This window comes from Sphaerisporangium fuscum (assembly GCF_018531465.1).
Classification (GTDB): Bacteria; Actinomycetota; Actinomycetes; order Streptosporangiales; family Streptosporangiaceae; genus Sphaerisporangium; species Sphaerisporangium fuscum.
In genome coordinates, this window is record NZ_JAHDTF010000033.1 from 36,851 (window position 1) to 60,831 (window position 23,981).

The 23,981-nt window shown below is 71.3% G+C and carries 21 protein-coding genes; 12 read left to right on the plus strand and 9 right to left on the minus strand.

All coding sequences use genetic code 11. The features are described from left to right. Positions 1-186 precede the first annotated feature (186 nt). Complete coding sequence (locus KIK05_RS35790; protein ID WP_250564015.1) at positions 187-1,098, plus strand: TAXI family TRAP transporter solute-binding subunit; 912 nt, start codon at positions 187-189, stop codon at positions 1,096-1,098. Here the strand turns inward: KIK05_RS35790 and KIK05_RS35795 are convergent. The 4 genes from KIK05_RS35795 to KIK05_RS35810 form a co-directional block, all read right to left on the minus strand. After that, the gene (locus KIK05_RS35795; RefSeq protein WP_214415283.1) at positions 1,077-2,438 is read right to left on the minus strand and encodes a sensor histidine kinase; all 1,362 of its coding nucleotides are present in this window, start codon (positions 2,436-2,438) and stop codon (positions 1,077-1,079) included. The genes KIK05_RS35790 and KIK05_RS35795 overlap by 22 nt on opposite strands. 25 nt (positions 2,439-2,463) lie before the next feature. Next, positions 2,464-3,126: a response regulator transcription factor gene (locus tag KIK05_RS35800; protein WP_214415284.1), complete on the minus strand. Its 663-nt coding sequence runs from the start codon at positions 3,124-3,126 to the stop codon at positions 2,464-2,466. Positions 3,127-3,219: 93 nt separating this feature from the next. After that, a complete protein-coding gene (locus tag KIK05_RS35805) occupies positions 3,220-4,533 on the minus strand; it encodes an MFS transporter (RefSeq protein WP_308250248.1) in 1,314 nt (437 codons plus the stop codon). A gap of 90 nt (positions 4,534-4,623) precedes the next feature. Beyond that, the gene (locus KIK05_RS35810) at positions 4,624-7,230 is read right to left on the minus strand and encodes a YfhO family protein (RefSeq protein ID WP_214415286.1); all 2,607 of its coding nucleotides are present in this window, start codon (positions 7,228-7,230) and stop codon (positions 4,624-4,626) included. 136 nt (positions 7,231-7,366) lie between these two features. Here KIK05_RS35810 and KIK05_RS35815 point away from each other — a divergent pair, with 136 nt between their 5' ends. The 6 genes from KIK05_RS35815 (at position 7,367) to KIK05_RS35840 (ending at position 12,384) form a co-directional block, all read left to right on the plus strand. After that, positions 7,367-8,218, plus strand: coding sequence for a polysaccharide deacetylase family protein (locus tag KIK05_RS35815; protein WP_214415287.1), 852 nt, complete (start codon positions 7,367-7,369; stop codon positions 8,216-8,218). 183 nt (positions 8,219-8,401) lie between these two features. Further along, positions 8,402-9,004, plus strand: a complete 603-nt coding sequence (locus tag KIK05_RS35820) for a DUF6230 family protein (protein WP_214415288.1) — start codon at positions 8,402-8,404, stop codon at positions 9,002-9,004. Next, positions 8,991-9,377: a DUF6114 domain-containing protein gene (locus KIK05_RS35825; protein ID WP_214415289.1), complete on the plus strand. Its 387-nt coding sequence runs from the start codon at positions 8,991-8,993 to the stop codon at positions 9,375-9,377. The genes KIK05_RS35820 and KIK05_RS35825 overlap by 14 nt, the downstream gene beginning before the upstream one ends. A 41-nt stretch (positions 9,378-9,418) precedes the next feature. Further along, positions 9,419-10,423: a DNA polymerase ligase N-terminal domain-containing protein gene (locus tag KIK05_RS35830; protein ID WP_214415290.1), complete on the plus strand. Its 1,005-nt coding sequence runs from the start codon at positions 9,419-9,421 to the stop codon at positions 10,421-10,423. Between the two features lie 233 nt (positions 10,424-10,656). Beyond that, entirely contained in the window at positions 10,657-11,616 is a 960-nt protein-coding gene (locus tag KIK05_RS35835; protein WP_214415291.1) for an ATP-binding cassette domain-containing protein, read from the plus strand. Between the two features lie 12 nt (positions 11,617-11,628). Further along, the gene (locus tag KIK05_RS35840; RefSeq protein ID WP_214415292.1) at positions 11,629-12,384 is read left to right on the plus strand and encodes an ABC transporter permease; all 756 of its coding nucleotides are present in this window, start codon (positions 11,629-11,631) and stop codon (positions 12,382-12,384) included. Between the two features lie 9 nt (positions 12,385-12,393). On the opposite strand, the gene KIK05_RS35845 is transcribed toward KIK05_RS35840, so the two are convergent. Further along, positions 12,394-13,230, minus strand: coding sequence for an NAD(P)H-binding protein (locus KIK05_RS35845; protein WP_214415293.1), 837 nt, complete (start codon positions 13,228-13,230; stop codon positions 12,394-12,396). A gap of 282 nt (positions 13,231-13,512) precedes the next feature. Between KIK05_RS35845 and glnII the strand changes: the two genes are divergently transcribed. Then, positions 13,513-14,526, plus strand: coding sequence for a glutamine synthetase (glnII, locus tag KIK05_RS35850; protein ID WP_214415294.1), 1,014 nt, complete (start codon positions 13,513-13,515; stop codon positions 14,524-14,526). A 51-nt stretch (positions 14,527-14,577) separates the two neighbouring features. On the opposite strand, the gene KIK05_RS35855 is transcribed toward glnII, so the two are convergent. The 4 genes from KIK05_RS35855 to KIK05_RS35870 form a co-directional block, all read right to left on the minus strand. Next, positions 14,578-15,228: an ATP-dependent Clp protease proteolytic subunit gene (locus KIK05_RS35855; RefSeq protein ID WP_214415369.1), complete on the minus strand. Its 651-nt coding sequence runs from the start codon at positions 15,226-15,228 to the stop codon at positions 14,578-14,580. A 37-nt stretch (positions 15,229-15,265) separates the two neighbouring features. Beyond that, on the minus strand, positions 15,266-15,808 hold the full coding sequence (locus KIK05_RS35860) for an ATP-dependent Clp protease proteolytic subunit (protein ID WP_250564024.1): 543 nt from the start codon (positions 15,806-15,808) through the stop codon (positions 15,266-15,268). 324 nt (positions 15,809-16,132) lie between these two features. Further along, on the minus strand, positions 16,133-16,789 hold the full coding sequence (locus tag KIK05_RS35865; protein WP_214415296.1) for a response regulator transcription factor: 657 nt from the start codon (positions 16,787-16,789) through the stop codon (positions 16,133-16,135). A 34-nt stretch (positions 16,790-16,823) separates the two neighbouring features. Further along, positions 16,824-17,948 (minus strand): sensor histidine kinase, encoded by a 1,125-nt coding sequence (locus tag KIK05_RS35870; RefSeq protein ID WP_214415297.1) that lies wholly within the window; start codon positions 17,946-17,948, stop codon positions 16,824-16,826. Between the two features lie 143 nt (positions 17,949-18,091). On the opposite strand from KIK05_RS35870, the gene KIK05_RS35875 reads away from it, so the two are divergent. The 4 genes from KIK05_RS35875 (at position 18,092) to KIK05_RS35890 (ending at position 23,977) form a co-directional block, all read left to right on the plus strand. Next, positions 18,092-18,658 carry an RNA polymerase sigma factor gene (locus KIK05_RS35875; RefSeq protein WP_214415298.1) on the plus strand — a complete coding sequence of 189 codons (567 nt, stop codon included), beginning with the start codon at positions 18,092-18,094 and terminating at the stop codon, positions 18,656-18,658. Further along, positions 18,651-19,718 (plus strand): CU044_5270 family protein, encoded by a 1,068-nt coding sequence (locus KIK05_RS35880; RefSeq protein ID WP_214415299.1) that lies wholly within the window; start codon positions 18,651-18,653, stop codon positions 19,716-19,718. Before KIK05_RS35875 ends, KIK05_RS35880 begins: the two co-directional genes overlap by 8 nt. A 73-nt stretch (positions 19,719-19,791) precedes the next feature. After that, positions 19,792-20,652, plus strand: a complete 861-nt coding sequence (locus tag KIK05_RS35885) for a hypothetical protein (protein ID WP_214415300.1) — start codon at positions 19,792-19,794, stop codon at positions 20,650-20,652. A 358-nt stretch (positions 20,653-21,010) separates the two neighbouring features. Further along, positions 21,011-23,977 (plus strand): S8 family serine peptidase, encoded by a 2,967-nt coding sequence (locus tag KIK05_RS35890; RefSeq protein WP_214415301.1) that lies wholly within the window; start codon positions 21,011-21,013, stop codon positions 23,975-23,977. Positions 23,978-23,981: the final 4 nt, after the last annotated feature.

The window sequence follows — 23,981 nt, forward strand, 5'->3', positions numbered from 1 at the left end:
CGATCGCGACCGAGGCCGCCGCGACCGTGACCGGTGACGTGATCCGACGACCTCTGCCAGCACCGCCCATACAGACAGCATCATGGTCGTCACAGCCCGGGTGCAACGGCCGTGAGCGAAAAAGGTGTACGGCGGTCACCTTCCCGTTACGCCGAGGAGGATCGGGGGTGCGTATAACGTGAGGCCATGCCCCTGTCGCGCCGTGGACTGCTCGCGTTCGCCCTGCTCACGGCCGCCGGGTGCTCCGGCCGGTCGGACGCGGCGCTGCGGCTGCGGCTCGCGACGGGGGCCGTGGGCGGGGCGTACGAGGCGCTGGGACGGCGGTTCGCGGTGGAGCTGCGGCGCGGCGGCTTCACCGTGGAGGTGCTGGCGACGGCGGCGAGCGTGGAGAACCTCGAGATGCTCGCCGACGGCCGGGCCGACCTGGCGTTCGCGCTCGCCGACAGCGCCGATGTCGCCGTCCGCGTACGCCGCACGCCCGTCGCGGCGCTGGCCCGGTTGTACCTGAACTACATCCATCTGGTGGTCCTGGCCGACTCTCCGATACGGACGCCGGCCGACCTCGCCGGCAGGCCGGTGTCCGTCGGCGCGGAGGGGTCGGGGACGGCGTTCACCGCCGAGCGGGTGCTGGCCCATGCCGGGCTGTCGAAACCGGTGCGGATCTCCCGGCTCGGGCTGTACGAGTCGCTCGGCGCGCTGGCGGAGGGGCGGGTCGAGGCGTTCTTCTGGTCGGGAGGAGTGCCGACTCCCGCGCTGGCCGAGGCCACGACCCGGATCCGCCTGCTGCCCCTCGACGGGCCGGCGGCGGCGCTGCGCCGGACGTACGGGCCGATGTACGAGAGCGTCGCCGTCCCCGCCGGGGAGTACGGCGCGGCCGGGCCCGTGCCGACCGTCGGAACCCCCAGCTACCTGGTGTGCCGGGCGAACCTGCCGGAGGACGTGGCCTTCACCGTCACCGAGACGCTCTTCTCCAGCCGCGACCGCCTGCAGGCCCCGGAGGCCGCCGGCGGCCGCCTCGACAAGCGGTACGCCATCGGCACCGGCGCCGTCCCTCTGCATCCCGGAGCGGCGCGTTACTACCGTTCGGTGTACGGATAGTACGGCTGGGCCAGGGTGAAGCGGACGGTCAGGCCGTGAGGGTTGGTGGGGAGCAGGTCGAGGTGTCCGCCGCAGGCTTTGGCCAGTTCGGCGGCTATGGCCAGGCCGAGGCCGCTGCCGGGGACGTTGGCGTGGGCGCCGGAGCGCCAGAACCTCGCCAGCGCCTCGGATCGCTCCTGTTCCGGCAGTCCCGGGCCGTCGTCGGCGACGCACAGCGCCGTCGCGTCGAGGGTGACGGTGACGGTTCCGCCCGGCGGGACGAACTTCTGCGCGTTGTCGAGGGCGATGTCGGCGATCCGGGCGGTCGCGTCGGGCACGGCGACCGTGCGCAGGGTGGCGGGGAGGACGGCCTCCAGGGCCAGCCCCTTCGCGGCGTACACCTCGCGCCAGCCGTCCAGCCGGGGGCGCAGCTCGGCCGCCACGTCGACCTCCTCGACCGCCGCTCCCGCCTCGACCCGGGCGAGGGTGAGCAGGTCCGCGACCAGCGCGGCCAGGCGGTCGACCTCGGCGAGGGCCGAATCGTACTCGGCCTTGCCGTCGCCCGACAGATGCGGTTCGAGGTTCTCAAGACGCAGGGACAGGACGGTGAGCGGGGTGCGCAGCTCGTGGGAAGCGTCGGCGGCGAACGCCCGCTGCCGTTCCAGGGCGCCGGAGACGGCGTCGGCCATGGCGTTGAAGCGTTCCTCGAGCCGCCGCAGCTCGGTGGGGCCGACGCCGGGGCGGGTGCGGGCGTCGAGGTGGCCCTCGGCGATGGCCCGGGTGGTGCGGTCCAGCTCGGTGACCGGGAGCAGGATCCACCGGGCCAGTCGCCGCGCGGCCAGCAGCGAGTAGCCGACGGCGACGAACGCGCCCAGGGCGAGGCCGAGCCAGATCATCAGTACGTCGTGCCGGGCGGCGTCGGTCGGGGCGAGGAGCAGGACGGCGCCGCTGAGCTGGGCGTCACGGCCGGCGGGTTCGGCGACCAGGACGGCAGGCGGGCCGAACGGGCCGATGGTGGGGAGGTCCTCGGTCGTCCGTCCCGAGAGCGCGAGGCGGGTGGCGTCCCGGTCGTCGGCGTCCATGTGGCCGGCCGAGGCGACGACCCGGCCTTCCCGGTCGCGGATGCGCAGCGCGGCGCCGTACAGCTCGGCGTACCGGGTGATCTCGACGTTCAGGGCCGAGCGGTCGCCCTCGCGTACGGCCTGGTCGGCGAGCTCGGCGAAGCGGGTGGCGTCGGCGCGCCGGTCGAGCAGCAGCCGGTTGGTGCGGTGGGAGGCGTACGCCAGGCCGAGCGGGACGGCCAGGGCCGCGATCAGGAACACGATCAGCGTGACGAACGTGACGACGAGCCGCGAGTTCATGGGCCGGCCGTCCCGGACCGCCGGTTCACTGGACGGCCAGGCGGTAGCCGGTGCCGCGCAGGGTCTCGACCAGCCCGGGGCGGCCGAGTTTGGCGCGCAGGTTCGCGACGTGGACGTCGAGGGAGCGCGACGCGGACAGCAGCGGGTCGCCCCAGACCTCGTCGAGGATCTCGTCGCGGCTGCGGACGACGCCGGGCTCGCGGGCGAGCAGCGCGAGCACGTCGAACTCGCGCCTGGTCAGCGTCACCGGCCTGTCCCCCACGGTCACCTGGCGGGTCTCCAGGTCGATGCACACGTCCCCGACCCGTACGAGGTGGTCGCGGGCCGGGAGGGGGCGGGTGCCGCGGCGGGCCACGGCCTGCATGCGGGCCATCAGCTCGGCGGTGCGGAACGGCTTGACCAGGTAGTCGTCGGCGCCGGACCTGAGCCCGCGCAGCACCTCGCGCTCCTCGGTACGGGCGGTCACCACGATGATCGGCACCGCGGACACCCGGCGTACGCGCCGCAGCGCCTCCAGCCCGTCCATGTCGGGGAGCCCGAGGTCGAGGAGCACGAAGTCGGCTCCTCCCGCGAGGCGGACAGCGTCGACGGCGAGCCCGGCGCGCACCACTTGGTGGCCGTGCCGCGCCAGGGCGGTGGTCAGGGCGTCCGCGAGCCTGTCATCGTCCTCGACCAGCAGAACCCGCATGTCAGCAAGGGTAGACCGACCTCGGAGAGCACCCGTCCGTGTGAATCATCGGTACGCGGGCCGGCGCCGGCCCGCGTACCGTCAGGAACCGTCCTAGACGCCGGTGGGGACCGTGGTGGAGGCGCCCTCGGAGCGGGACAGGGGGACGTCGCGGGTCTCGCGCATGGTCAGGTAGACGACCAGGGACACGGCCGCGCACCCGGCGACGTACCAGTAGAAGCCGGACTCCACGCCCATGCTCTTGAACCACAGGGCGATGTACTCGGCGGTGCCGCCGAACAGGGCGTTGGCGATGGCGTACGGGAGGGCGACGCCGAGGGCTCTGACGTGGGTGGGGAACAGTTCGGCCTTCACCACGGCGTTGATCGAGGTGTAGCCGGTGACGATCACCAGCCCGATGAGGGAGAGCACCAGAGCGCCGGCGAACCCCGTCACCCCGGCGAGAGCGGACATCAGCGGCACGGTGCCGAGCATCGACCCCACGCCGAAGGTGATCAGCAGGGGCCTGCGGCCGATGCGGTCCGACAGGGATCCGGCGAGCGGCTGCAGGAGCATGAAGATGAACAGCGCGCAGAAGCTCACCAGCGTCGCGGTGGTCTTCGGCAGGTGCGCGGTGTTGGACAGGTACTTGGTGAGGTAGGTCGTGTAGGTGTAGTACGCCACCGTGCCGCCCATGGTCAGGGCGATGACCAGCACGAACTCCCTCTTGTGCAGGAGGAGCTGCCTGATCGTGCCGCGCTCGGCGCCCGAGTCGCTCTCCTCGTCGTAGGCCTCGGTCTCCAGCAGGTTGCGCCGCAGGTAGAACACGGTGGCGGCGGCGAGCGCGCCGACGATGAACGGGATGCGCCAGCCGTAGGAGTGCAGGGCCTGCTCGGACATCGTGCGCTGCAGGATGATCTGCAGGCCGAGGCCGACCAGCTGGCCGAGGGTCATCGAGACGTACTGGAAGCTGGAGCCGAAGCCGCGCCGGCCGGGCGGGGTGGCCTCGGTGAGGTAGGTGGCGCTGGCGGCGTACTCACCGCCCACCGACAGTCCCTGGAGCAGCCGGGCGATCAGCAGCACGACCGCGCCGAAGTAGCCGACGCTGTCGTAGGTCGGGGCGATGGCGATCAGCAGGGCGCTGCCCGACATGAGGGTCACGGTGAGGGTGAGCGCGGCCTTGCGTCCGCGCCGGTCGCCGTACCGGCCGAGCAGCCAGCCGCCGATCGGGCGCATGAAGAAGCCGACCGCGAAGATGCCCGCGGTGTTGAGCAGCTGCGCTGTGGCGTCCCCTTCGGGGAAGAACGAGGAGGCGAAGTAGGTCGCGAAGCTGGCGTAGACGAACCAGTCGTACCACTCGACCAGGTTGCCGGCGGAGCCGCCGAGCAGGGCCTTCCACGGCGTGCGTGGAGCTGCGTGAGTCGTCACGGGAACCTCCATGGGGGGTGTCGTCGCGCTCGCAGCCTCTCCGTAGAAGGTTGTTCCAACAAGGGGAAGCTCCCCAGATCTAACGTGCGCTTAACATCGGCGAAACGGCGGCCGCCCTCGGCGGCGGGAGAGCAGGAGCGACGCGAGTCCCGCGAGCAGCGACGCCCCGGCGACCGCCAGGCCGGCCCCCAGCCCCGGCGGGGTGAACGAGCAGGTCAGCGAGGTCGCCCTGCCGTCCAGGGGGACGGCGAGCAGGCCCAGGAACCGCTCGGGCGGGCGCCGGTCCCCGCCTCCGAGGGAGCACGTCCAGCCCCGGATGGCGGGAATGGCGAGGACGGCCGTGCCGGTGCCGCCGGCGGGCAGCGTGGCGCTGACGGTGTGCCCGGACACGTGGACGGCGGTGGCACCCGCGGCGCGCAGGCTCCGGACGGCGGCGTCCAGGCGGGTGGTGTCGAGGCAGCCGATCGCGTGGCCGGGCACGCGGCCCGGCAGGTGAGGCCGCAGTTTCACCTTCAGCCGGCCGGTCGCGGGCACCGTGCCGAGCCGTTCGACCGGCGCGCGGTTGTGCCGGGTCCGGAGCTCGAAGGACACCGGGTCGTTCCCGGCGAGGGTGACCATGCCGGAGAACTCGGGGGCGTTGAAGTACACCTGCTCGCCGGGACGGCAGTCGGCGCGGAGCACGTACGGGTAGGAGGGGCTGGGGATCGCGTCGGGCACGGTCCACAGGCCGCCGTGGCGGTCCCCTTGGAGCTCGGCGCCGGTGTCCCGCTCGTACCGGATCTCCGGGAGGTCGTACACCTGGGCGCCCAGCAGCAGTTCCTGGTTGCGGAACGGCGACGGGCCGTACGCCGGCGGCGCCGGGGAGGGCGGCCGTACGGTGACCAACGGCGCGGCCAGGGCCCGCGAGAGGGTCACGAGCGGGGTGTCCCCGGTGAAGCCGAGAGGGACCACGGTGCGGGCCCGCGCGCCGATCGCGAGGACGGCGTCGGTGACCGGGTTGTCCAGGCTTCTCGGCGCGCGGCCGCGCGAGGTCCAGCCGAAGCCGAGGTGGTACAGCATGTCGACCAGCACCGTGGAGGTCATGCTGCTGTAGTAGGCCGCGCCCTCCCCGCCGACGAGCTGGGGGTCGTTGGCGCTCACCCGTCTCTCGCCGGGATCGGTGCGGTAGGACGGCCAGCCGTCCGCGGAGGTCACCACCGTCCTGAGCCGCTGGTGCCACGGCCCCCAGGCGGGGTAGTCGTCCAGGTGTGCCAGCCGCTTGACGTCGACCTGCGCCACGTTGGCCGCCGCCTCGGCGGTCTGCACGGCGGCCAGCGCCGCCAGCAGGGCGACGCTCAGGCCGTACCTCAGCCGGCGGCCGCGCAGGCGGCGGGCCAGCGTGAGCAACCCGTACAGGACGGCTCCGGCGACGGCGCAGATCGCCACCCAGCGGGTCATCTCGGGCGTGGCGAACCGCCAGCGGGAGGCCGCCCACACCGTGCCGCCGAGCAGCACCCCGGCGGCGGCCAGGGCGGGCGGGCGGGGGACGCCGCGCGAGAACGACGTCCAGCCCGCGGCCACCAGCAGGCCGCACAGGACGAACGCCTCGCGGTAGGCGCTGCCATTCGGGCTGGTGAAGGCGTACCAGACCCGCACGGCCGGCGCCCACAGCATCGAGGCGAGCACGGCGGCGACCACCGCCGTCCACGCCACGCGGACGCGGACCGGCAGGGCGCGGTTGAACGGCAGCGTGAGCGCGGCGAACAGCGCGAAGGTGCCCACGAACAGGGCCGGCGAGTTGAACTGGTAGCTGCCGGGGAGCAGCCGTCCCGCCAGGGGGACCGCGTGGAGCGGGTGGAAGGGCCGCGGGGCGACCGGCCAGGCGTCCTGGGCGGCGAAGTAGACCACCAGGAAGGCCGGGGCCGCCAGGCCCGTGCCGACGGCCGTCCGCAGCGCCACGCGCCCGCAGGCGCCGAGCCTGTCGCGCCAGGACGAAGGCTCGGCCGCCAGGCGGATGACCAGCAGGGCCGCGGCGCCGATCACCGCGAAGTAGGCGGTGTAGAAGTCGCAGGCCCAGGCGAAGGCGACGCACAGCGTGCCGAGCACCGGCCGGCGCCGCGCCAGCGCCCACTCCACCGACAGGCACAGCAGGGGGAACGCGATCAGCCCGTCGAGCCACATCGGGTTGTAGGTCGCGTCGGTCACGGCCCACCCGCACAGGCCGTACGCGGCGCCGAAGACGGCGGCGAGGCCGGAGCGCGGGCGCGTGCGGGACGGGAGGGAGCGCAGGTACCAGGCCATGGCGCCCGCCCCGCAGGCGATCTTGGCGACCGTGATGACGTAGACGGCCAGGTCGACCTGGTCCCGCCGGAACGCTCCTACCAGCAGCGAGAAGGGGCCGGCCAGGTAGTAGAAGAGGTCCGGGAGGTAGCTGGAGCCCAGGCCGGAGGCCCAGTTGACGAACAGGTCACCGCGGGCCTGGCCGTGCAGGACGTCCCACAGGTAGGCGTAGAAGGGGACGTACTGGTTGCCGAGGTCGCTGACGCCGCGCGTGGCGGCGCCGAAGGGGAAGAACCCGGCGCGGGCGTCCCCCGCGCACATCCCGGCCACGACCAGCGCCATGGCGACGACGGCCGCCCCGGCTCGGGCGCCGATCCTCTTGCCTGGGACCCTTTGTCGGAAGGTGGAGAGCGGCTGCTGGACTTCCTGCGCGGTCAAGGGTCCTCACGGGGTCGGGAGGGTCGGAGGTGGCCGTGGGAACGTACCTGATCATGAAGTCCGGCAGGTGAACCCCAGCTGACCGGACGGCGGCCGCTCCCCCACACGGCGAGCGAGAGAGGTTGGTATGCCTGACATGCCGGAGTCCACTGTCTGTCTCACGTTCGACTTCGACGCGATCTCGTCGTGGCTGGCGCGGGGGCAGGCCTCACCCGGGCCGATCTCGCGGGGGGAGTTCGGGGCGCACGCCGTGCCGCGCATCCTGAAGATGCTGCGCGAGCGCGGCATCACCTCGACGTTCTTCATCCCCGGACACACCGTGGAGACCTATCCCGAGCAGTGCGCGGCGATCGCCGAGGCGGGGCACGAGATCGCGCTGCACGGGTACCTCCACGAGCCGGTCTCCACACTCGACCCGGCGGCCGAGCTGGCGACCGTGCTGCGGGCACGCGGGGCGATCCGGAAGGTCACCGGCTACGAGGCCCGCGGGAACCGCACGCCCGGCTGGGACTTCACCACCTCCACCGTCGAGGTGCTGCTGGAGGTCGGGTGCGAGTACGACTCGAGCCTGATGGCCACCGACTACACCCCGTACTACGCCCGGCAGGGCGACGAGGCCGACCCGGACGGGCCCTACCGGTTCGGGCGGCCGACGCCGCTGGTCGAACTTCCGGTGTCGTGGTCGCTCGACGACTACCCCTACTTCGAGTTCCGGCAGACCGCGAGCGGGGTGCTGCCCGGGCTGCGCAACCCGGACGGCGTGTTCGGCAACTGGCTCGGCGACATCGACTACATGCTGCGCGAGGAGCCCGGCGGGGTGTGCGTGCTCACCTGCCATCCGCAGGTGATCGGCCGCGGCCACCGGATGCTGGGCCTGGAACGCCTGCTGGACGCCTGCCTGGAGCGGCCGCTGGCGTTCCGCACGTGCCTGGACACCGCCCGCGCCTTCAGGTCCGCCTCGGGAGGTCCGGAGCCGGCCGGCTCCTGATCCGGCTCCGGCCGTCCGATCGGGCGGGGCTCTCGGGGTTCTCAAGACCCGGCCGCCCGCGTCCGGTTTTCGCGTGGTTCGCGCCAAACCTCAGCCAAGCGGCCGCGTGCCCCGTTGATCACTTCTGTGAAGATCAGCATGCTCGGCGGGAGCCGGAATTCGCAGGTGACATGGATGGTGACCATGCCCCGACAGGGACGCGTGCGCTGGAAGCGCTTCACGCTGATCTTCCTACCCTCGGCGGCTGTCGCGTCGGCCATGCTCTACGCCTCGGTCGAGAACGCCATCGCCACCTCCTTGGTGGTCTCCGGGGAGACGCTCAAGGTGTCGGCCGACGAGGTGCGGCTGTGGGGGGTCTCCCAGTTCGACCTCACCCTCAAGACCAAGGAGGGCGAGCCGATCCCCGTCCACGTCATCGCGGCCCAGCGCTCGGAGTCGTTCAACGTGTGCCAGAGCTATATCGTGCACACCCCCTTCGGGACGGCGACCTTCAAGACCTTCCTCGGGACGCCGGACAGACCGGTCATCGCCCGGAACCAGGCCGCGTACGCGAGGCGGGTCGACAACGGCGGAGGCCCGCACGTCAAGAACCAGCGATTCGGGGTGGACGCGAGCACCGCGGAGACCGTCCCCGGACTGGCCGGCCTGCCCGGCAACCCCGGCGAACTCGACGACATGCTCGTCGTCCGGAACACCCGGCAGCAGCTCGTCCTGACGACCGCGGAGGACCTGGACGTCCCGACCTCCACACTGCGCATCGACTTCGGCGTCCATGAGTGCTTCTGACGGCGTCCGTCGCGTCCTGCGCGTGGTGCGAGGCTGGCGGCGCTCCCGGCCGTTCTGGGGTGGGCTGCTGACCCTCCTCTCCGGGCTGGAGCTGCTCAGCATCCCTTTCAGCCTCAGAGCGCTCCCGCTGCTCCTCCACTCGCCGCAGGCCGGGCTGACCGTTCTCATCTCGACCGTGATGATCATCGTGGGAGTCCTCCTGTGGCTGCAGCCGGCCCAGCGGGTGTTCCTCGGCGTCACCGCCGTCCTGCTGTCGATCGCGTCGGTGCCGTACGCGAACGCGGGCGGTTTCCTGGTCGGGATGGTCCTCGGCCTGGTCGGCGGCTCGCTCGCCGCCGCCTGGACCCCAGACGTGGAACCCGCCACCCCCTGAAACCGGTGTGCGGCAGGCCGCCACGCGGGTACTAAAGGGCAATGTCGGCTGACAAGCTGGACACCTACCGCCGCAAGCGTGACGCCGCCCGCACGCCGGAGCCCGTCCCCGAGCCCGGCCCGCTGCCCCGGGGCGGCGACGACACCTTCGTGATCCAGGAGCACCACGCCCGCCGCCTGCACTGGGATCTCCGCCTCGAACGCGGCGGCGTGCTGGTCTCCTGGGCCATCCCCAAGGGCCTGCCGGCGGACCCGAGGACCAACCACCTCGCCGTCCACACCGAGGACCATCCCCTGGAGTACGCGACGTTCGAGGGGGAGATCGCCAAGGGCGAGTACGGCGGCGGGCTGATGCTCATCTGGGACCGCGGCACGTACGAGACCGAGAAGTGGACCGGCCGCGAGGTCAAGGTCGTGCTGCACGGCTCGCGGGCGTCGGGCCGGTTCGTGCTGTTCCCCATCGAGGGCAAGAACTGGATGATCCACCGGATGGACCCGCCGCCGGAGCCGGCCTTCCCTCCCGTGGAGGATCTGCGCCCCATGCGGCCGGAGGAGCGCAAGCGGCTGCCCCGCGACGAGGAGGCGTACGGCTTCGAGTTCGACTTCGGGGGGCGGCGCGCCCTGGCCGCCCTCGGCGACGGGCGGGTACGGCTGTTCGGCGAGGACGGCACGGAGCTCTCCCTGGACGACCACCCCGGGCTCGATGGGCTGGGCCGCACGCTCGGCGAGCTTCCGGCCGTGCTGGACGGCCAGATCACCGTGCTGGAGGGCAGGCCGGTGTACATGATCTCGGACGTGCTGCGCCTGAACGGCGGGGACCTGTCCGACCGCGTCTACCGCGACCGCCGCCGCACCCTCGACCATCTCGGCCTGCGCGCCCCGCAGTGGCAGACGACGCCGTGGTTCCCCGGTGACGGGAGGTCGGTCATGAAGGTGGCCCGGAAACAGGGCCTCGCCGCCGTGCTCGCCAAGCGTCTGGACAGCCCTTATCTGCCCGGGGCGCGCACCCCGTACTGGCTCCGGGTGCCCGTGCCCGCCGAGCACTGAGAAATTCCTTTCCCGCGCCCCCGGAAAGCCCAGGTCGGCGGGGCTGAAATCGCGTCCGGGCAGAGACCGCCGGAAACGCGTTTCCGCACGTCAGCGCCGTATATGAAAGCGACGTTCGCGTTTGCCAAAGCGCCTTTCGCCGTCCGAAGATGAACCATCGCCGCCGACAGCCCCTGACCAGGGCTTATTCGGCATGCCTTCGAACTTCCACACCTATCCCCAGGGAGGGGACGATGATCCATGCCCGAGGACTGACCCGGAGCTTCCGGGTCCGGCGCGAGACGGTCGAGGCGGTGCGGGGCGTCGACCTCGACGTCGAGGCCGGCGGGCTCGTCGCCTTCCTCGGCCCGAACGGCGCCGGGAAGTCCACCTGCCTGCGCATCCTGACCACACTGCTCCCACCCACGTCGGGGACGGCCACCGTCGCCGGCCACGACGTGACGGCGGACCCGGCCGGCGTGCGCGCCCGCATCGGGTACGTCGGGCAGAAGAACAGCGCGGGTGAGAGCTACCGCGTCCTGGACGAACTGGTGACCCAGGGCCGCTGCTACGGCCTGAGCCGGGCGCAGGCGCGGCTGCGGGCCGAGGAGGTCATGCGCATGCTCGACCTGGAACCCCTGGCCCGGCGCACGCCCGGCACGCTGTCGGGCGGCCAGCGCCGCCGCCTGGACATCGCGCTGGGGCTGGTCCACCGCCCCGACCTGCTGTTCCTGGACGAACCGACGACCGGCCTCGACCCGCAGAGCCGGGCCGACATCTGGGATCACATCCTGCGGCTGCGCGCCGAGCACGGCACCACCGTCTTCATGACGACCCACTACCTGGAGGAGGCCGACAACATGGCCGAACGGGTGGTGATCATCGACCACGGCCGCGTCATCGCCGACGGCACGGCCGAGCGGCTGAAGAGCGATCTGGCCGGGGACCACGTCACGGTCACCACCCGGGACGAGCAGGAGGCCGCCACGGCGGCCCTGGTCGCCGAGCGGGTCGCCGGGCCGGAGGGCGTGACCGCGGAGGGGACGGTCGTACGGCTGCGGGTGGCGCACGCGGGCGCGTCGCTGCCGGAGTACCTGCGGGCACTCGAGGCGGCCGGGGTGAAGGCCGTCACGGCCGAGACCGCGCGGCCGACCCTCGACGACGTGTTCCTCGCCCTGACCGGCCGCAGCCTCCGCGAGTCCGATTTCGAATGAAGGGGAGAATCAATGAAATTCGTCCGTGATGTCGCCACCGTCTTCTCGCGGGAGATGATCCCCGCCCTGCGGCGCCCCGCCGCGCTCGTCTTCACCATGGCGCAGCCGCTGCTGTTCCTGTTCCTGTTCGGGTCGATGCTGAGCGGGGCCGGCGGCCACGGGACCGGCGGCTCGCCGTGGCAGTGGTTCGTGCCCGGGATCCTGATCATGATGTGCCTGTCCGGGCCGATGATGTCGGGCTATTCCCTGCTCCTCGACCTGCTGGGCGGGTCGATGGAGCGTCTGCTGGTCACGCCGCTCGACCGTACGGCGATGCTGGTCGGCCGCACCTTGAAGGAGTTCGTGGTCCTGCTGGCCCAGGCCGTGCTGATCATCGCCCTCGCGGCGCCGCTCGGCTTCCGGATCGACCCCGCAGGGGTACTCGCCGGGCTGGCGCTGCTGGTGGTCTTCGGGATCGGGCTCGGCGCGCTGTCGACGGTGCTGGCCATCGCCTCGCGGCCGAGCGGCAACCTGTTCTACGGCGTCACCCAGCTGGTGCTGTTCCCGCTCATGCTCCTGTCGGGGCTGCTGCTGCCGGTGGACGCCGGCCCGGCCTGGCTGCGGGCCGCCGCCGCGCTGAACCCCGCCTACTACGTCGTCGAGGCGGAGCGGGCGCTGTTCTCGGCACGGTTCGCCGAGATGACGGTGCTGTACGGCGTGCTCGCTGCCGCCGCCGTGGCCGCGGCGGGTCTGGCGCTGGGCACCCGGGCCATGCGCCGCGGCCTGTAGCGGCGCACGTCAGCGGAAGTCGGAGGCGTGGTCGGCGGCCCACTGGGCGTAGGTGCGGGCGGGGCGGCCGGTGACCTTCTCGACGGTGTCGGTGACCAGGGCCGGGCGGCCGACCGAGGCGGCCTGCAGGTGGAGCATGGTGTCGACGATCTGCTCGGGGACGTGCCGGAGCATCGCCTGTCGGGCGACGTCCACGGGGATCTCCTCCGCGCGCAGCGGCCGGCCGATCGCCTCACCCAGGACGCGCACCTGGTCGCCGTTGGTGAGACTCTCGGGGCCGGTGAGCAGGTGGCGGGCGCCGGCGTGCCCCTCCGACGTCAGCGCCTGGACCGCCACCGCCGCGATGTCGGCCTCGTGGATCGGCGCCGAGACCGCCTCGGGGTACGGGAGGCGGACAACGTCTCCCGCCTCGATCTGCGGGCGCCACTGGAAGGAGTTGGTGGCGAAGGCGCCGGGGCGCACGAAGGTCCACTCCAGGCCCGACGCCTCGATGGCGTCCTCGATGTCCGCGTGGTAGGCCCCGATGGCGTTCGGCTGGACCTCGGCGGCGTCGTCCACCGCCAGCGACGACAGCAGCACGATCCTGCCGACGTCCGCCTTCAGCGCCGCGTCGAGGAACGCCGACGCCGTACCCGGCACCGCGAAGAGGAAGACGGCCTCGGCTCCCTCGAGCGCGGGCGGCAGCGTCTCCGGCTCCGAGAGGTCGCCCCGCAGCACCTCCGCCCCGGCGGGCAGTCCCGCCCTGCCGGGATCACGGGTGAGCGCCCGGACCGGGCGACCCGCCCCGAGCAGCCCTCCGACCACGTGCCTGCCGACGTTGCCGGTGGCTCCCGTTACCAAGATCATGGTTTCGTCCTCCGAACCGGCGTGACCGCCGCCCAAGATCGAGAATCGTCTGCTGTCACCATACGCACGTCTCACACGTGGCCCGACAGCGGCCTCGTGATCTCGTCGGACGTACCCGGCTCAGGTATCTGACCAGCGCGAACACGTGACGGACAACACCCCTGGACGCGACGGATTTCACATGGCGTTCATAAACGGGCAACAGCTCCGAAACGCCCCATTGACAGTCTCGGCGTTGCGAGCACAAGTACGGGGTCCGCCACGCTGAAGGGATCGTTCGAAGTGAGCTACAAGGCCGAGTACATCTGGATCGACGGCACCCAGCCCACCGCGCGGCTCCGATCCAAGACCAAGATCCTCGCCGACGGGGCCGAGCTTCCGCTCTGGGGCTTCGACGGGTCCAGCACCAACCAGGCACCGGGCAAGTCGTCCGACTGCGTGCTCAAGCCGGTCTTCACCTGTCCCGACCCGATCCGCGGCGGCAACGACGTACTCGTGCTGTGCGAGGTCCTCGACACCGACATGACCCCGCACCCGAGCAACACCCGCGCCCGGCTCCGCGAGGTCGCCGAGCGCTTCGCCGACCAGGACTCCTGGTTCGGCATCGAGCAGGAGTACACCTTCTTCAAGGACGGCCGCCCGCTCGGCTTCCCGGTCGGCGGCTTCCCCGCCCCGCAGGGCTTCTACTACTGCGGCGTCGGCGCCGACGAGGTGTTCGGCCGCGACATCGTGGAGGCGCACCTCGAGGCCTGCCTCGAGGCCGGTCTCGCCATCTCCGGCATCAACGCCGAGGTCATGCCCGGCCAGTGGGAGTTCCAGGTCGGCCCCGCCGGCCCGCTCGAGGTGTCCGACCAGCTGTGGGTCGCCCGCTGGCTGCTGTACCGCATCGCCGAGGAATTCGACGTGTCCGCCACCCTCGACCCCAAGCCGGTCAAGGGTGACTGGAACGGCGCCGGCGCGCACACGAACTTCTCGACCAAGGCCATGCGCGCCGGGTACGACGCCATCATCACCGCCTGCGAGGCCCTCGGCGAGAAGTCCCAGGAGCACATCGCCGGCTACGGCGCCGAGATCGAGCACCGTCTCACCGGCATGCACGAGACCGCCCCGTGGAGCGAGTACAGCTACGGCGTCTCCAACCGCGGCGCGTCGGTCCGCATCCCCTGGCAGGTCGAGGTCGAGAAGCAGGGCTACATCGAGGACCGCCGTCCCAACGCCAACTGCGACCCGTACGTCGTCACCCGCCTGATCGTCGGCACCTGCTGCGAGGCCCTCGAGAAGGCCGGCCTGGCCTGATCCTGAGCTGGAAGGGCTCCGGTGCCGCCCGGCACCGGGGCCTTCGCATGCTCAGCGCACGAGGGCCGGCGGGGCCGAGGTGCGCTTACGGGTCACGAAGATCTCGTCCACCAGGCCGTAGGCCTTCGCCTCCTCGGCGGTGAGGATCTTGTCGCGCTCGATGTCGGCCCGCACCGTCCCGACGGGCCGGCCCGAGTGCTCGGCGAGCAGGTCCTCCAGGAGCGTACGCGTGCGCAGGATCTCCCGGGCCTGGATCTCCATGTCACTGGAGGGGCCGAAGGCGCCCTCCATGGACGGCTGGTGGAGCAGCACCCGCGACTGCGGCAGCGCCGAACGCTTGCCCGGCGTACCCGCCGCCAGCAGGACGGCCGCCGCCGAGGCCGCCTGCCCGATGCACACCGTCTGGATCTCCGGACGGACGAACCGCATGGTGTCGTAGATCGCCGTCATGGCCGTGAACGACCCGCCCGGCGAGTTGATGTAGATGCTGATGTCCCGGTCGGGGTCGATGGACTCCAGGGTGAGGAGCTGCGCCATCACGTCGTTGGCGGACGTGTCGTCGATCGGCACCCCGAGGAAGATGATGCGGTCCTCGAAGAGCTTGTTGTACGGGCTCATCTCCTTAATGCCGTAGCTCGTCCGCTCGGTGAAGGACGGCACGACGTACCGGCTGTGGACGGGGGCCACCCCGTGCCCGCTCATGTCACTCACGATGCCTCCGTTCGCGCGTCGAGGCCGGTCAGGAGACCGGGCCCGCGGAAGGGACCAGACGGGCGCTGGGCACCACCTGGTCGACGAAGCCGTACTCCTTGGCCTCCTCGGCGGTGAACCACCGGTCGCGGTCGGAGTCCGCCTGGATCCGCTCCACCGGCTGGCCGGTGTGGAAGGCGGTGCGTTCGGCCATCAACCTCTTGGTGTAGAGCATCTGCTCGGCCTGGATCTTGATGTCGGACGCCGTGCCGCCGATGCCGCCCAAAGGCTGGTGCATCATGACGCGGGAATGCGGCAGCGCGTAACGCTTGCCCGCCGTCCCGGCGCAGAGCAGAAACTGCCCCATCGAGGCGGCCATGCCCATCGCGACCGTCGCGACATCGTTCGGGATGTACTGCATGATGTCGTAAATGGCCATACCGGCCGACACCGACCCGCCGGGCGAGTTGACGTAAAGGAAAATGTCGCGCTCGGAGTCCTCGGCCGAGAGAAGCAGCAACTCGCCGCAGATCCGGTTGGCGATCTCGTCGTTGACCTCCTGGCCGAGGAAGATGATGCGCTCGCGCAGCAGCCGCTGCGATACCGAGTCGAAGAACGAGGACTGAGGGGTCTCGACGGAACGCGAGCGGGCCTCGAAGGTCGTCGCGAACGGGTCACCGGAAGGACGCCACGCGGTCACCGTTTGTCACCTGCTCCCTTATTGGTCACTTTGACGGTTCGCGGCTTTCGGTAGCCACGAATCACACCCTTCAAGCTGCCAGAAAGCCCGCCCCGCAACACCTTTTTTCACCGTCGGCGCATTTTCACTGAAGGCGAATTACGCTATAAACGTATTCCGCTGTCAACGAATTCACTTGACAATATGAATTCGTCAGAAGGAGCGACTCGGGCGGGGTCAGGTTTCGGCGAGGCCGTGGCGGTAGGCGTAGGTGACGGCCTGGGCGCGGTCGCGGACGCCGATCTTGGCGAACAGGTTGTTGATGTGGGTCTTGACGGTGGCCTCGCTGACCACCAGGTCGGCGGCGATCTGGGCGTTGGAACGGCCCTGCGCGATCAGGTGCAGCACCTGGGCCTCCCGCCGGGTGAGGCCGTCCGGAAGGTCGTTCTTCGAGCGCCCCGCCTCACCCCTGGGGCCGCTGATGGTGTCGAGGAGGCGGCGCTGCACCGCCGGGTCGAGCTGGGCGTCGCCTCGCATCACCGTCGCGATGGCCCGGGCGATCTCGTCCGCGTCGGCGCTCTTGGTGAGGAAGCCGCGCGCCCCCGCCTGGAGGGCGGCGAACACCGACTCGTCGTCGGAGTACGTCGTCAGGACGACCACCTGTGTGTCCGGGTGGGCCGCACGGATGCGCCTGGTCGCCTCCACGCCGTCCATCCTCGGCATCCTCAGGTCCATCAGCACGACGTCGGGCCGTTCGGCCTCCACCAGCCGCAGCGCCGCCTCGCCGTCGCCGGCCGAGCCGGCCACCTCTATGCCGGGCAGCAGGCCGAGCAGCAGGATCAGCCCTTCACGCACGACCGTCTGGTCGTCGACCACGAGCACGCGGGCGGTCATGCGCGCGAGCCTCCCATCAGGCCGTTCATTCCCCTCACCCTTCCCCTCGACCGGCGGCCGGAAGCCGCAGGCCGACCCGGAACCCTCCGTCCACGGGCTCGGCGGACAGGCTCCCGCCGAGCAGCTCCGCCCGTTCCCGCATCCCGACCAGGCCGTATCCTCCACCGGCCGTCCCCTGCCCGTCCCCGGGCGGGTTGGTCACCTCCAGCTCGCACGCGTCCCCCGTGAACCCGAGCCGTACGGCCGCCGCGGCCCCCGGCGCGTGCCGGCGCACGTTCGTGAGCGCCTCCTGCGCGGTACGGATCACCGCCAGCTCCACCTCGGGGCTGAGGCGGCGGGGGGCGCCGGTGACGGTCAGAGCGCACGCCAGGCCCGTGGCGGCCAGGAAGTCGTCGGCCAGGGCCTTGAGGGCGACCGGCAGCGGCGGGCTGTCCTCGCGCAGCGCCGCCACGGCCCTGCGGGCCTCCTCGAGGCCGGTCTTGGCGAGATCCCTGGCACGCTCGACGCGGTCCAGCGCCTCGTCCGGCCGGTCGGCGCGCAGCAGCAGGCGCGCTCCTTCCAGGTGGACGATCTGCGCGGACAGGGAGTGGGCCAGGATGTCGTGGATCTCCCTGGCGATCCGGGCGCGTTCGGCGAGCACCTCCTCCCGGGCCTCGGCGCTGCGCACGGCCCTGCGCTGGCGGATGGAGTAGCCGAAGAGGAGGACCACGCCCGTGCTGACGCCGAGGCCGAGCTCCTGGTCCCAGTGACCGCCTGCCAGGCCCACCACCAGCAGACCGGCGAAGGTGATCACGGTGACCGGCAGGGCACGCGGGAGCGGATATCTGAGAGCGGAGGCCCCGACGGCGAAGAGCAGGGAGGCTGTGGCGGGTCCGCTGCCCGGGGACAGCGCGAGGAGCGTGAGCGAGGCCACGGCGGCGAGGCCGAGCCGTACGGGGATCCCGAGCACGACGAGAGGAGGATTCGCGGTGGCCCGCGGCAGGGGCGCGGTGGCCAGCATCGCCGCGATGGTCAGGCTGAGCGCGGCGACGAGCAGCCCGTGGCAGGTCAGCGGCAGATGCTCCGCCCCCTGGAACTGAGCCGCCACGAAGACCGCCAGAACCAGCAGCCGCGCGGTGATCGCGACACCCGTCGGAGTCCGTCCGCCACCTGCTGTCACGTCGTGAAACATACCTGGTGTCCTGCGCGAGGAATTCGCCGGCGATATCGGTCCGGCGTGAACTCTTTCGCGGAGCAGCGGTATGTACAGGCGAATCCGCCCGCTTGCCGTACCTGGGCGCTGTGAAGGGAGCTGACCAGTTCATGGCCGAACCGGCGACAGCCGAGGCCGCCGACACCGACCTCATCCGCCGATCATTGCACGAGCCGGAGGCGTTCGCCGTGCTGTTCGACCGGCATGCCGCCGCCCTGCACCGTTACGCGGCGCGCAGGCTCGGCCCGGACGCGGCCGAGGACGTGGTATCCGAGACGTTCCTGGCCGCGTTCGAGTACCGGGACCGCTACCAGCCCCTCCAGGCCGACGCCCGGCCCTGGTTGTACGGCATCGCCTCGAACGTGATCAGCAAGCGGTGGCGGCGTGAGGTGGCCCGCTACCGCGCGTACGTGCGCGGCGGCGTGGACCCGGCGGAGATCAACGGCGGCGCGGTGGAGGACGGCGTGAACACGCTGGCGGTCAACAGGCCGCTGGTGGCGGCCCTGGCCGGGTTACGCACCGCCGACCGGGACGCGTTGCTGCTGGTGGCGTGGGCGGGGCTGACGTACGAGGAGGTGGCCGGGGCGCTGGAGGTCCCGGTCGGGACGATTCGCTCCCGGCTCAACCGGGCGCGCAAGAAGGTCCGACAGGCTCTGGAAGGGACAGACCATGGATGAGATGGAGGAGCTCGGACGTCTGTGGGCCGGCATGCCCGAACCGACCGAGCGCGAGCTGGCCGGCTCCCGCGCCGCCCTGACGTCCAGAATCGCCCGTCCCGGCAGGCGTACCCTGCTCCCGTCCGTGCTCGCCCGTCCGGGCGGGAGCGCCTTCCTGCCGCTCAGGCGGGTCGCCCTGCTCAGCGCCGTGGCGGCGGCGCTCACCGTCGGCATCCTCGTCGCTCAGGTCGGCCTGGGCGGTTCCGATCCGCGTACCCCCGGCTACCTGCTGGCCGCGCCTCCCGCCGACGCTCAGGCGCTGCTCAAGCTGGCCGCGCGGGCCGCCGCCGACCAGCCTGACCCGGTGCCCGCCCGCGGCCAGTACATCCACACCAAGAGACTGGCCCAGCGCAGCCTGTACACCAAGGGCGAATCGGGCAAGATCCAGTACACCAAGGTGCTGGCCGACGAAGAGCGCTGGGAGGCGGCCGGCGTTGGCAAGCCCTGGCTGAGCCGCGAGCAGGCGCTGTCGGCCGAGGGCCCCGCGCCCGAGAGGTTGTGGAACCGGGGCATCGAGGACATCGTCTACGAGTCGTCCTGCCCCGGCGAGCCGGCCTACGCGCGGCTGAGCGCCTGGCCGACCGACCCCGCGCAGGTCCGAGCGAAGATCGTGACCGAGCACGGCGACAAGCCCCTCGCCGTCTGGTCCGCGCTCAAGGGCCTGGTCGCCGAGTCCGTGGTACGTCCCAGCCTGGGCGCCGCGCTATACCAGGTGGCCGCCGGGCTGGACGGCATCGTGCTCATCCCGGACGCCTTTGACGTCGCCGGCCGCCCCGGCCTGGCCGTTGCCATGGACGAGGGCGACGGCACCCGGTCCGAGCTCATCTTCGACCGGCGGACCTATCGCTACCTGGGCGAGAGCACGGTGACCACCAGGAACACAAAGGTGAAGCTGACCACCCGCCGCGAGGTCAGCGAAAGGAAGGGCACGGTGACCGGCACCGCCGTGCTGACCGTCGATCTCGTCCCCGGATTGCCCGAGGTGTCGCCGAAGGCATCCCGCATAAAGATCCCCTGCTGAGACTTTCCCGCAATTCGGCCTTTTCGGCCGGAAGTTCTGTTTCGCATGTCCGCATATCAGAAGGAGAACACCTGTGTTCATCGCCAAGGCCGTCGCGGCCGCCCTGCTCGTCGGCTCGTTCAGCGGTCTCGCATCACCCCCGTCGGGAGCCGATGCCGCGTACGAGAAGCAGACCAAGATGGAGGAGAAGCGCGTCGCCTGCATGAAGGAGCAGGGCCTCGCCTATGTGGCCGCGCCGGAGCCCAAGCACACGTGGCAGGCCGGAGAGCGGGAGCGGGTCGCCGGTGACCTCAAGGCGCTGCAGGCGTACCGGGCCAAGTACGGCTTCGGCGTCTGGTCCCGGAACGTCTTCCCGAAGGACGAGGTGGCCAACCCCACCTATCCCGACAACCCGAACAACGCGACGATGATGTCGCTCTCGGCCGACGCGCTGAAGAAGTGGCGCGCCGCCGACGACGCCTGCTTCTCCAAGGCGGTCAAGGAGGTGCTGGGCAAGACCGTCACCTCGCAGGACGACTACTGGAGTCAGCTCCACGCGGCCCTGAGGAAGGAGTTGGGCGCCCTCGACAAGGACGAGCGGCTCGTGCATCTGGGCGATCAGTTCGCCAAGTGCCTGGGGGTCGGCGAGACCAAGCCGACCGCGCTGGCCGGTCTGGGGCGCAGGACGTTCGCGCAGCAGGCCTCGAAGGTCGCCGAGAAGACCTGGAAGGGCGAACTGCCCAAGGCGCCCGAGGGCAAGACCCTCGTCCTGAAGCCGAACCTGAAGCCGGAGGAGGCCAAGCCGTATCTGGACAAGGAGATCAAGGCAGCCCTGAAGGACCTGGAGTGCGGAAAGGCCTTCTACCCGGCCTACTCGCCCAAGGCTCAGGCGATCAACTCGCGGGTCAACCTGGAGTTCGGCAGGGAGGGCGTTGGCAGGGAGGACGTGATCTGAAAGGCGGTCCCGACGGCGCTCCCGATGAAGGCTCGGCCGAGCGGGCAGCGCCCACAGTGAAGACCCAGACATGAAGGGGTGCCGCTCGTCGCGCGCGGGCGGCACCCCCTCTAACGGAGGCAGCGCCGCTCATGGCGTCCCCATCTTCGCCGCCGGGTTCCGCACTCGGCCTCCTCGAAGGCCCACAGGCGCTCCGTGAACTCCTTCGTGACCATTCGGCCGGCTAGAGGCAAGAAAGGCGTGAGGCATGATCAAGGTACTTCTCTCACTGGCACTGTTAGGTGTCACCCCGGTTCCTGGAGCACCTCCCCCGGTTCCCGCGGGATCTCCTTCCCCGGCCGGGGGAACGGTGACGCTGATGACCGGGGACAAGGTCGTGGTGAGCGGCTCCGGTCATCGCGTCGAGCCCGCGCCGGGCAGGCACGTGCGCTTCACGATACGCGAGCGTGACGGTCACCTGATCGTCATCCCGTCCGACGCCGCACCGCTGATCGCCCGCGGCGTCCTCGACGAGCGGCTGTTCGACGTGACCGGGCTGCTCGCCTCCAGATACGGTGACGCCGACCGGCCCGACATCCCGATCATCACCCGGTCGGGACTGCCGGCGGGAGCCAGGCAGGCCCGCGGCTTCGCCGATCTGGGCCTGACCGCGGGCGGCATCCGCAAGGACACCGCCGCGCAGGCGTGGAAGCACCTCATCTCGGCCCGCGCGCTCACTGGCAAGATCTGGCTGGACGCACTGGTTCCGTACACGCTGGACAAGAGCGTCGAGCAGATCGGCGCGCCCCAGGTCTGGCAGAAGGGGCTGACCGGCAAGGGCGTCACCGTGGCCGTACTCGACAGCGGCTACGACGCCACCCACCCCGATCTCAAGGACGTGGTGACCACGTCGAAGAACTTCACCGACGATCCCGACGGCGACGACCTCGGCCACGGCACCCATGTGGCCTCGATCATCGCCGGGGCCGGGCAGCGGTACCGCGGCGTGGCCCCTGACGCCCGCCTCGCCGTCGGGAAGGTCGGCAACCGGTTCGGAGCCTCGTTCTCGGCGATCCTCGCCGGGATGGAGTGGGCCGCGGGGGAGGTCGGGGCCAAGGTGGTCAACATGAGCATCGGTGGTCTGGACACCCCTGGCCTCGACCCCCTCGAACTGGCCGTGAACAGGCTGTCGGCCACCAAGGGCACGCTGTTCGTGGTCGCCGCGGGCAACGACGGCAAGTCCGGCACCGTGAACTCGCCGGGCAGTGCGGACGCGGCACTCACCGTGGGGGCGGTGGACCGCGAGGACCGCCTGGCCGACTTCTCCAGCCGCGGCCCGCGCTCGTTCGACCACGCCGTCAAGCCGGACATCACCGCGCCTGGAACCGACATCGTGGCCGCCGCGCTCGGCGGAGGTTACATCGCACACAGCGGGACCTCGATGGCGGCGCCGCACGTCGCGGGTGCCGCGGCAATCATCGCCCAGCAGCATCCCGACTGGAACGGCGAGCGGATCAAGGCGGCGCTGGTCGAATCGGCCAAACCCACCACGGGCACCGGCATCCTGGACCAGGGCGGCGGGCGCGTCGACCTGGTCACCGCGACCGAGCGTACGCTCGTGGCCGAGCCCGTCAGCGTCTCCTCCGCCTACCTGTGGGGCACGCCCGGTGGCAGGGTGACCACCAAGACGGTCACCTATCACAACGCCGCCGACAGCCCGGTCACGCTGGATCTGAAAGCCGAGGGCGAGGTGCTGAAGCTGCCGGTGAGCAGGCTTGAGGTGCCCGCGCACGGGCAGGCCCAGCTCACACTGACGCTCGACGCCACCGGGAAGGCGCAGGGCGACTACCCGGGCGTCGTCACGGCCACGGCGGGCGGGCAGGCCGTGCGCACGCTCGTGAACGCCTGGGTCGAGCCCGAGTCCTATGACCTCACCGTCAACGCCGTGGGCTCCGACGGAGGACCCAGCACCGGTTTCGGGATGATCTATAACCTGGCGACCGGCGAGGAGCGCTGGCTGGACATCGACGAGAGCGGTGGTCTGACAACGCGCCTGGCCAAGGGCGAGTGGAACGTCTACGCGAACCTGGGCGAGCCTGATCTGTACACCCTCGCGCATCGCCCCGTCAGCGTGGTCGACCATGACGTCAAGCTCACCCTGGACGCCCGCCAAGGCAAGGAAATCCGCTTCACGCTCGACGATCCCGCCGCCGTGCGGGCGAACACCATAGAGCAGCGGCTGTCCAACGGCACCTGGTCGATCGCGTATCTGCCCTTCGAATCGCCCGGCGCGCGCTATCAGGTCCTTCCCATCCGGCAGGCGGGCCTGTCGTACATCAGCAGAAGCGTCTGGTCCAGGCCGGGACACCGCTACGACCTCGTCGACCGCCGCGAAGGCGGCCTGCCCGAGGACCCGGGCTACGCCGGGCGGGTCAAGGAACTGACCCAGACCTCCGCGACCTACAAGGCGACGGGAACGGCGCAGAACGCCGAGGTGCTCGTGGGCCTGCAGGCCTTCGAGGGCGACTCGGCGTGGGCCACCGTACCTGTCGGCGTGCCGCTGCCCGGCACCCTCGTCCACCACCGCACCCCCGGCCTTCGGTGGATGTCCCTCGTCAGGAGCGGAACCTGGCAGATCAGCTCCGAAATCGCGCCCCAGGCTCCCAGAGAGGTGTGGAACGGCGCGGTGGCCGGCCCGTCGTTCGCCACGTCCGGCGGCAACCGTACGGGAGACGAGCTGTACTTCGGTGCGGCGCGGCTCTTCACCGACGGCTGGGCGGGGCACACCGGCATGGACTCGGCCGCCGCCGGCGAACTGGTGCTGGCCCGTGAGGGCACGGTGGTGACGCGGGCTCCGCTCGCCGAGTGCTCCCCCTCTCCGGGCTGTGCGCTCACCGCAACGCTGCCGCCCGAGCCCGCCGCCTACACGCTGACCGCCACCAGCAAGCGGCCCGGCGCGCTGTCCACCGCGGTGGAGTCGGTGTGGTCGTTCCGCTCGCAGCACACCGACCACGAGCAGGGGCTGCCGCTGATGGCGGTCCGCTTCGCGCCCGCCGGGCTCGACGAGGCCAACCGGGCGCGTCCGGGCTCGGTGACCAGGGTGCCGATCCGGGTAGAACGCAATCCGGGCGCAACGGAGTCGGCCATGCGCAAGCTCACGCTGGAGGTCTCCACCGATGACGGCGTGACGTGGCGTGCGGTACCCCTCGTGGGCGCCGGCAAGAGCTGGACCGCGCTGGTGACCAATCCGCATGCCGGCTATGTCTCGCTCCGCGCGACGGCCGACGACCGCTCGGGGGCGGGCGTCGTCCAGACGATCACTCGAGCCTGGGCGGTCGGCTCGTAGAGTG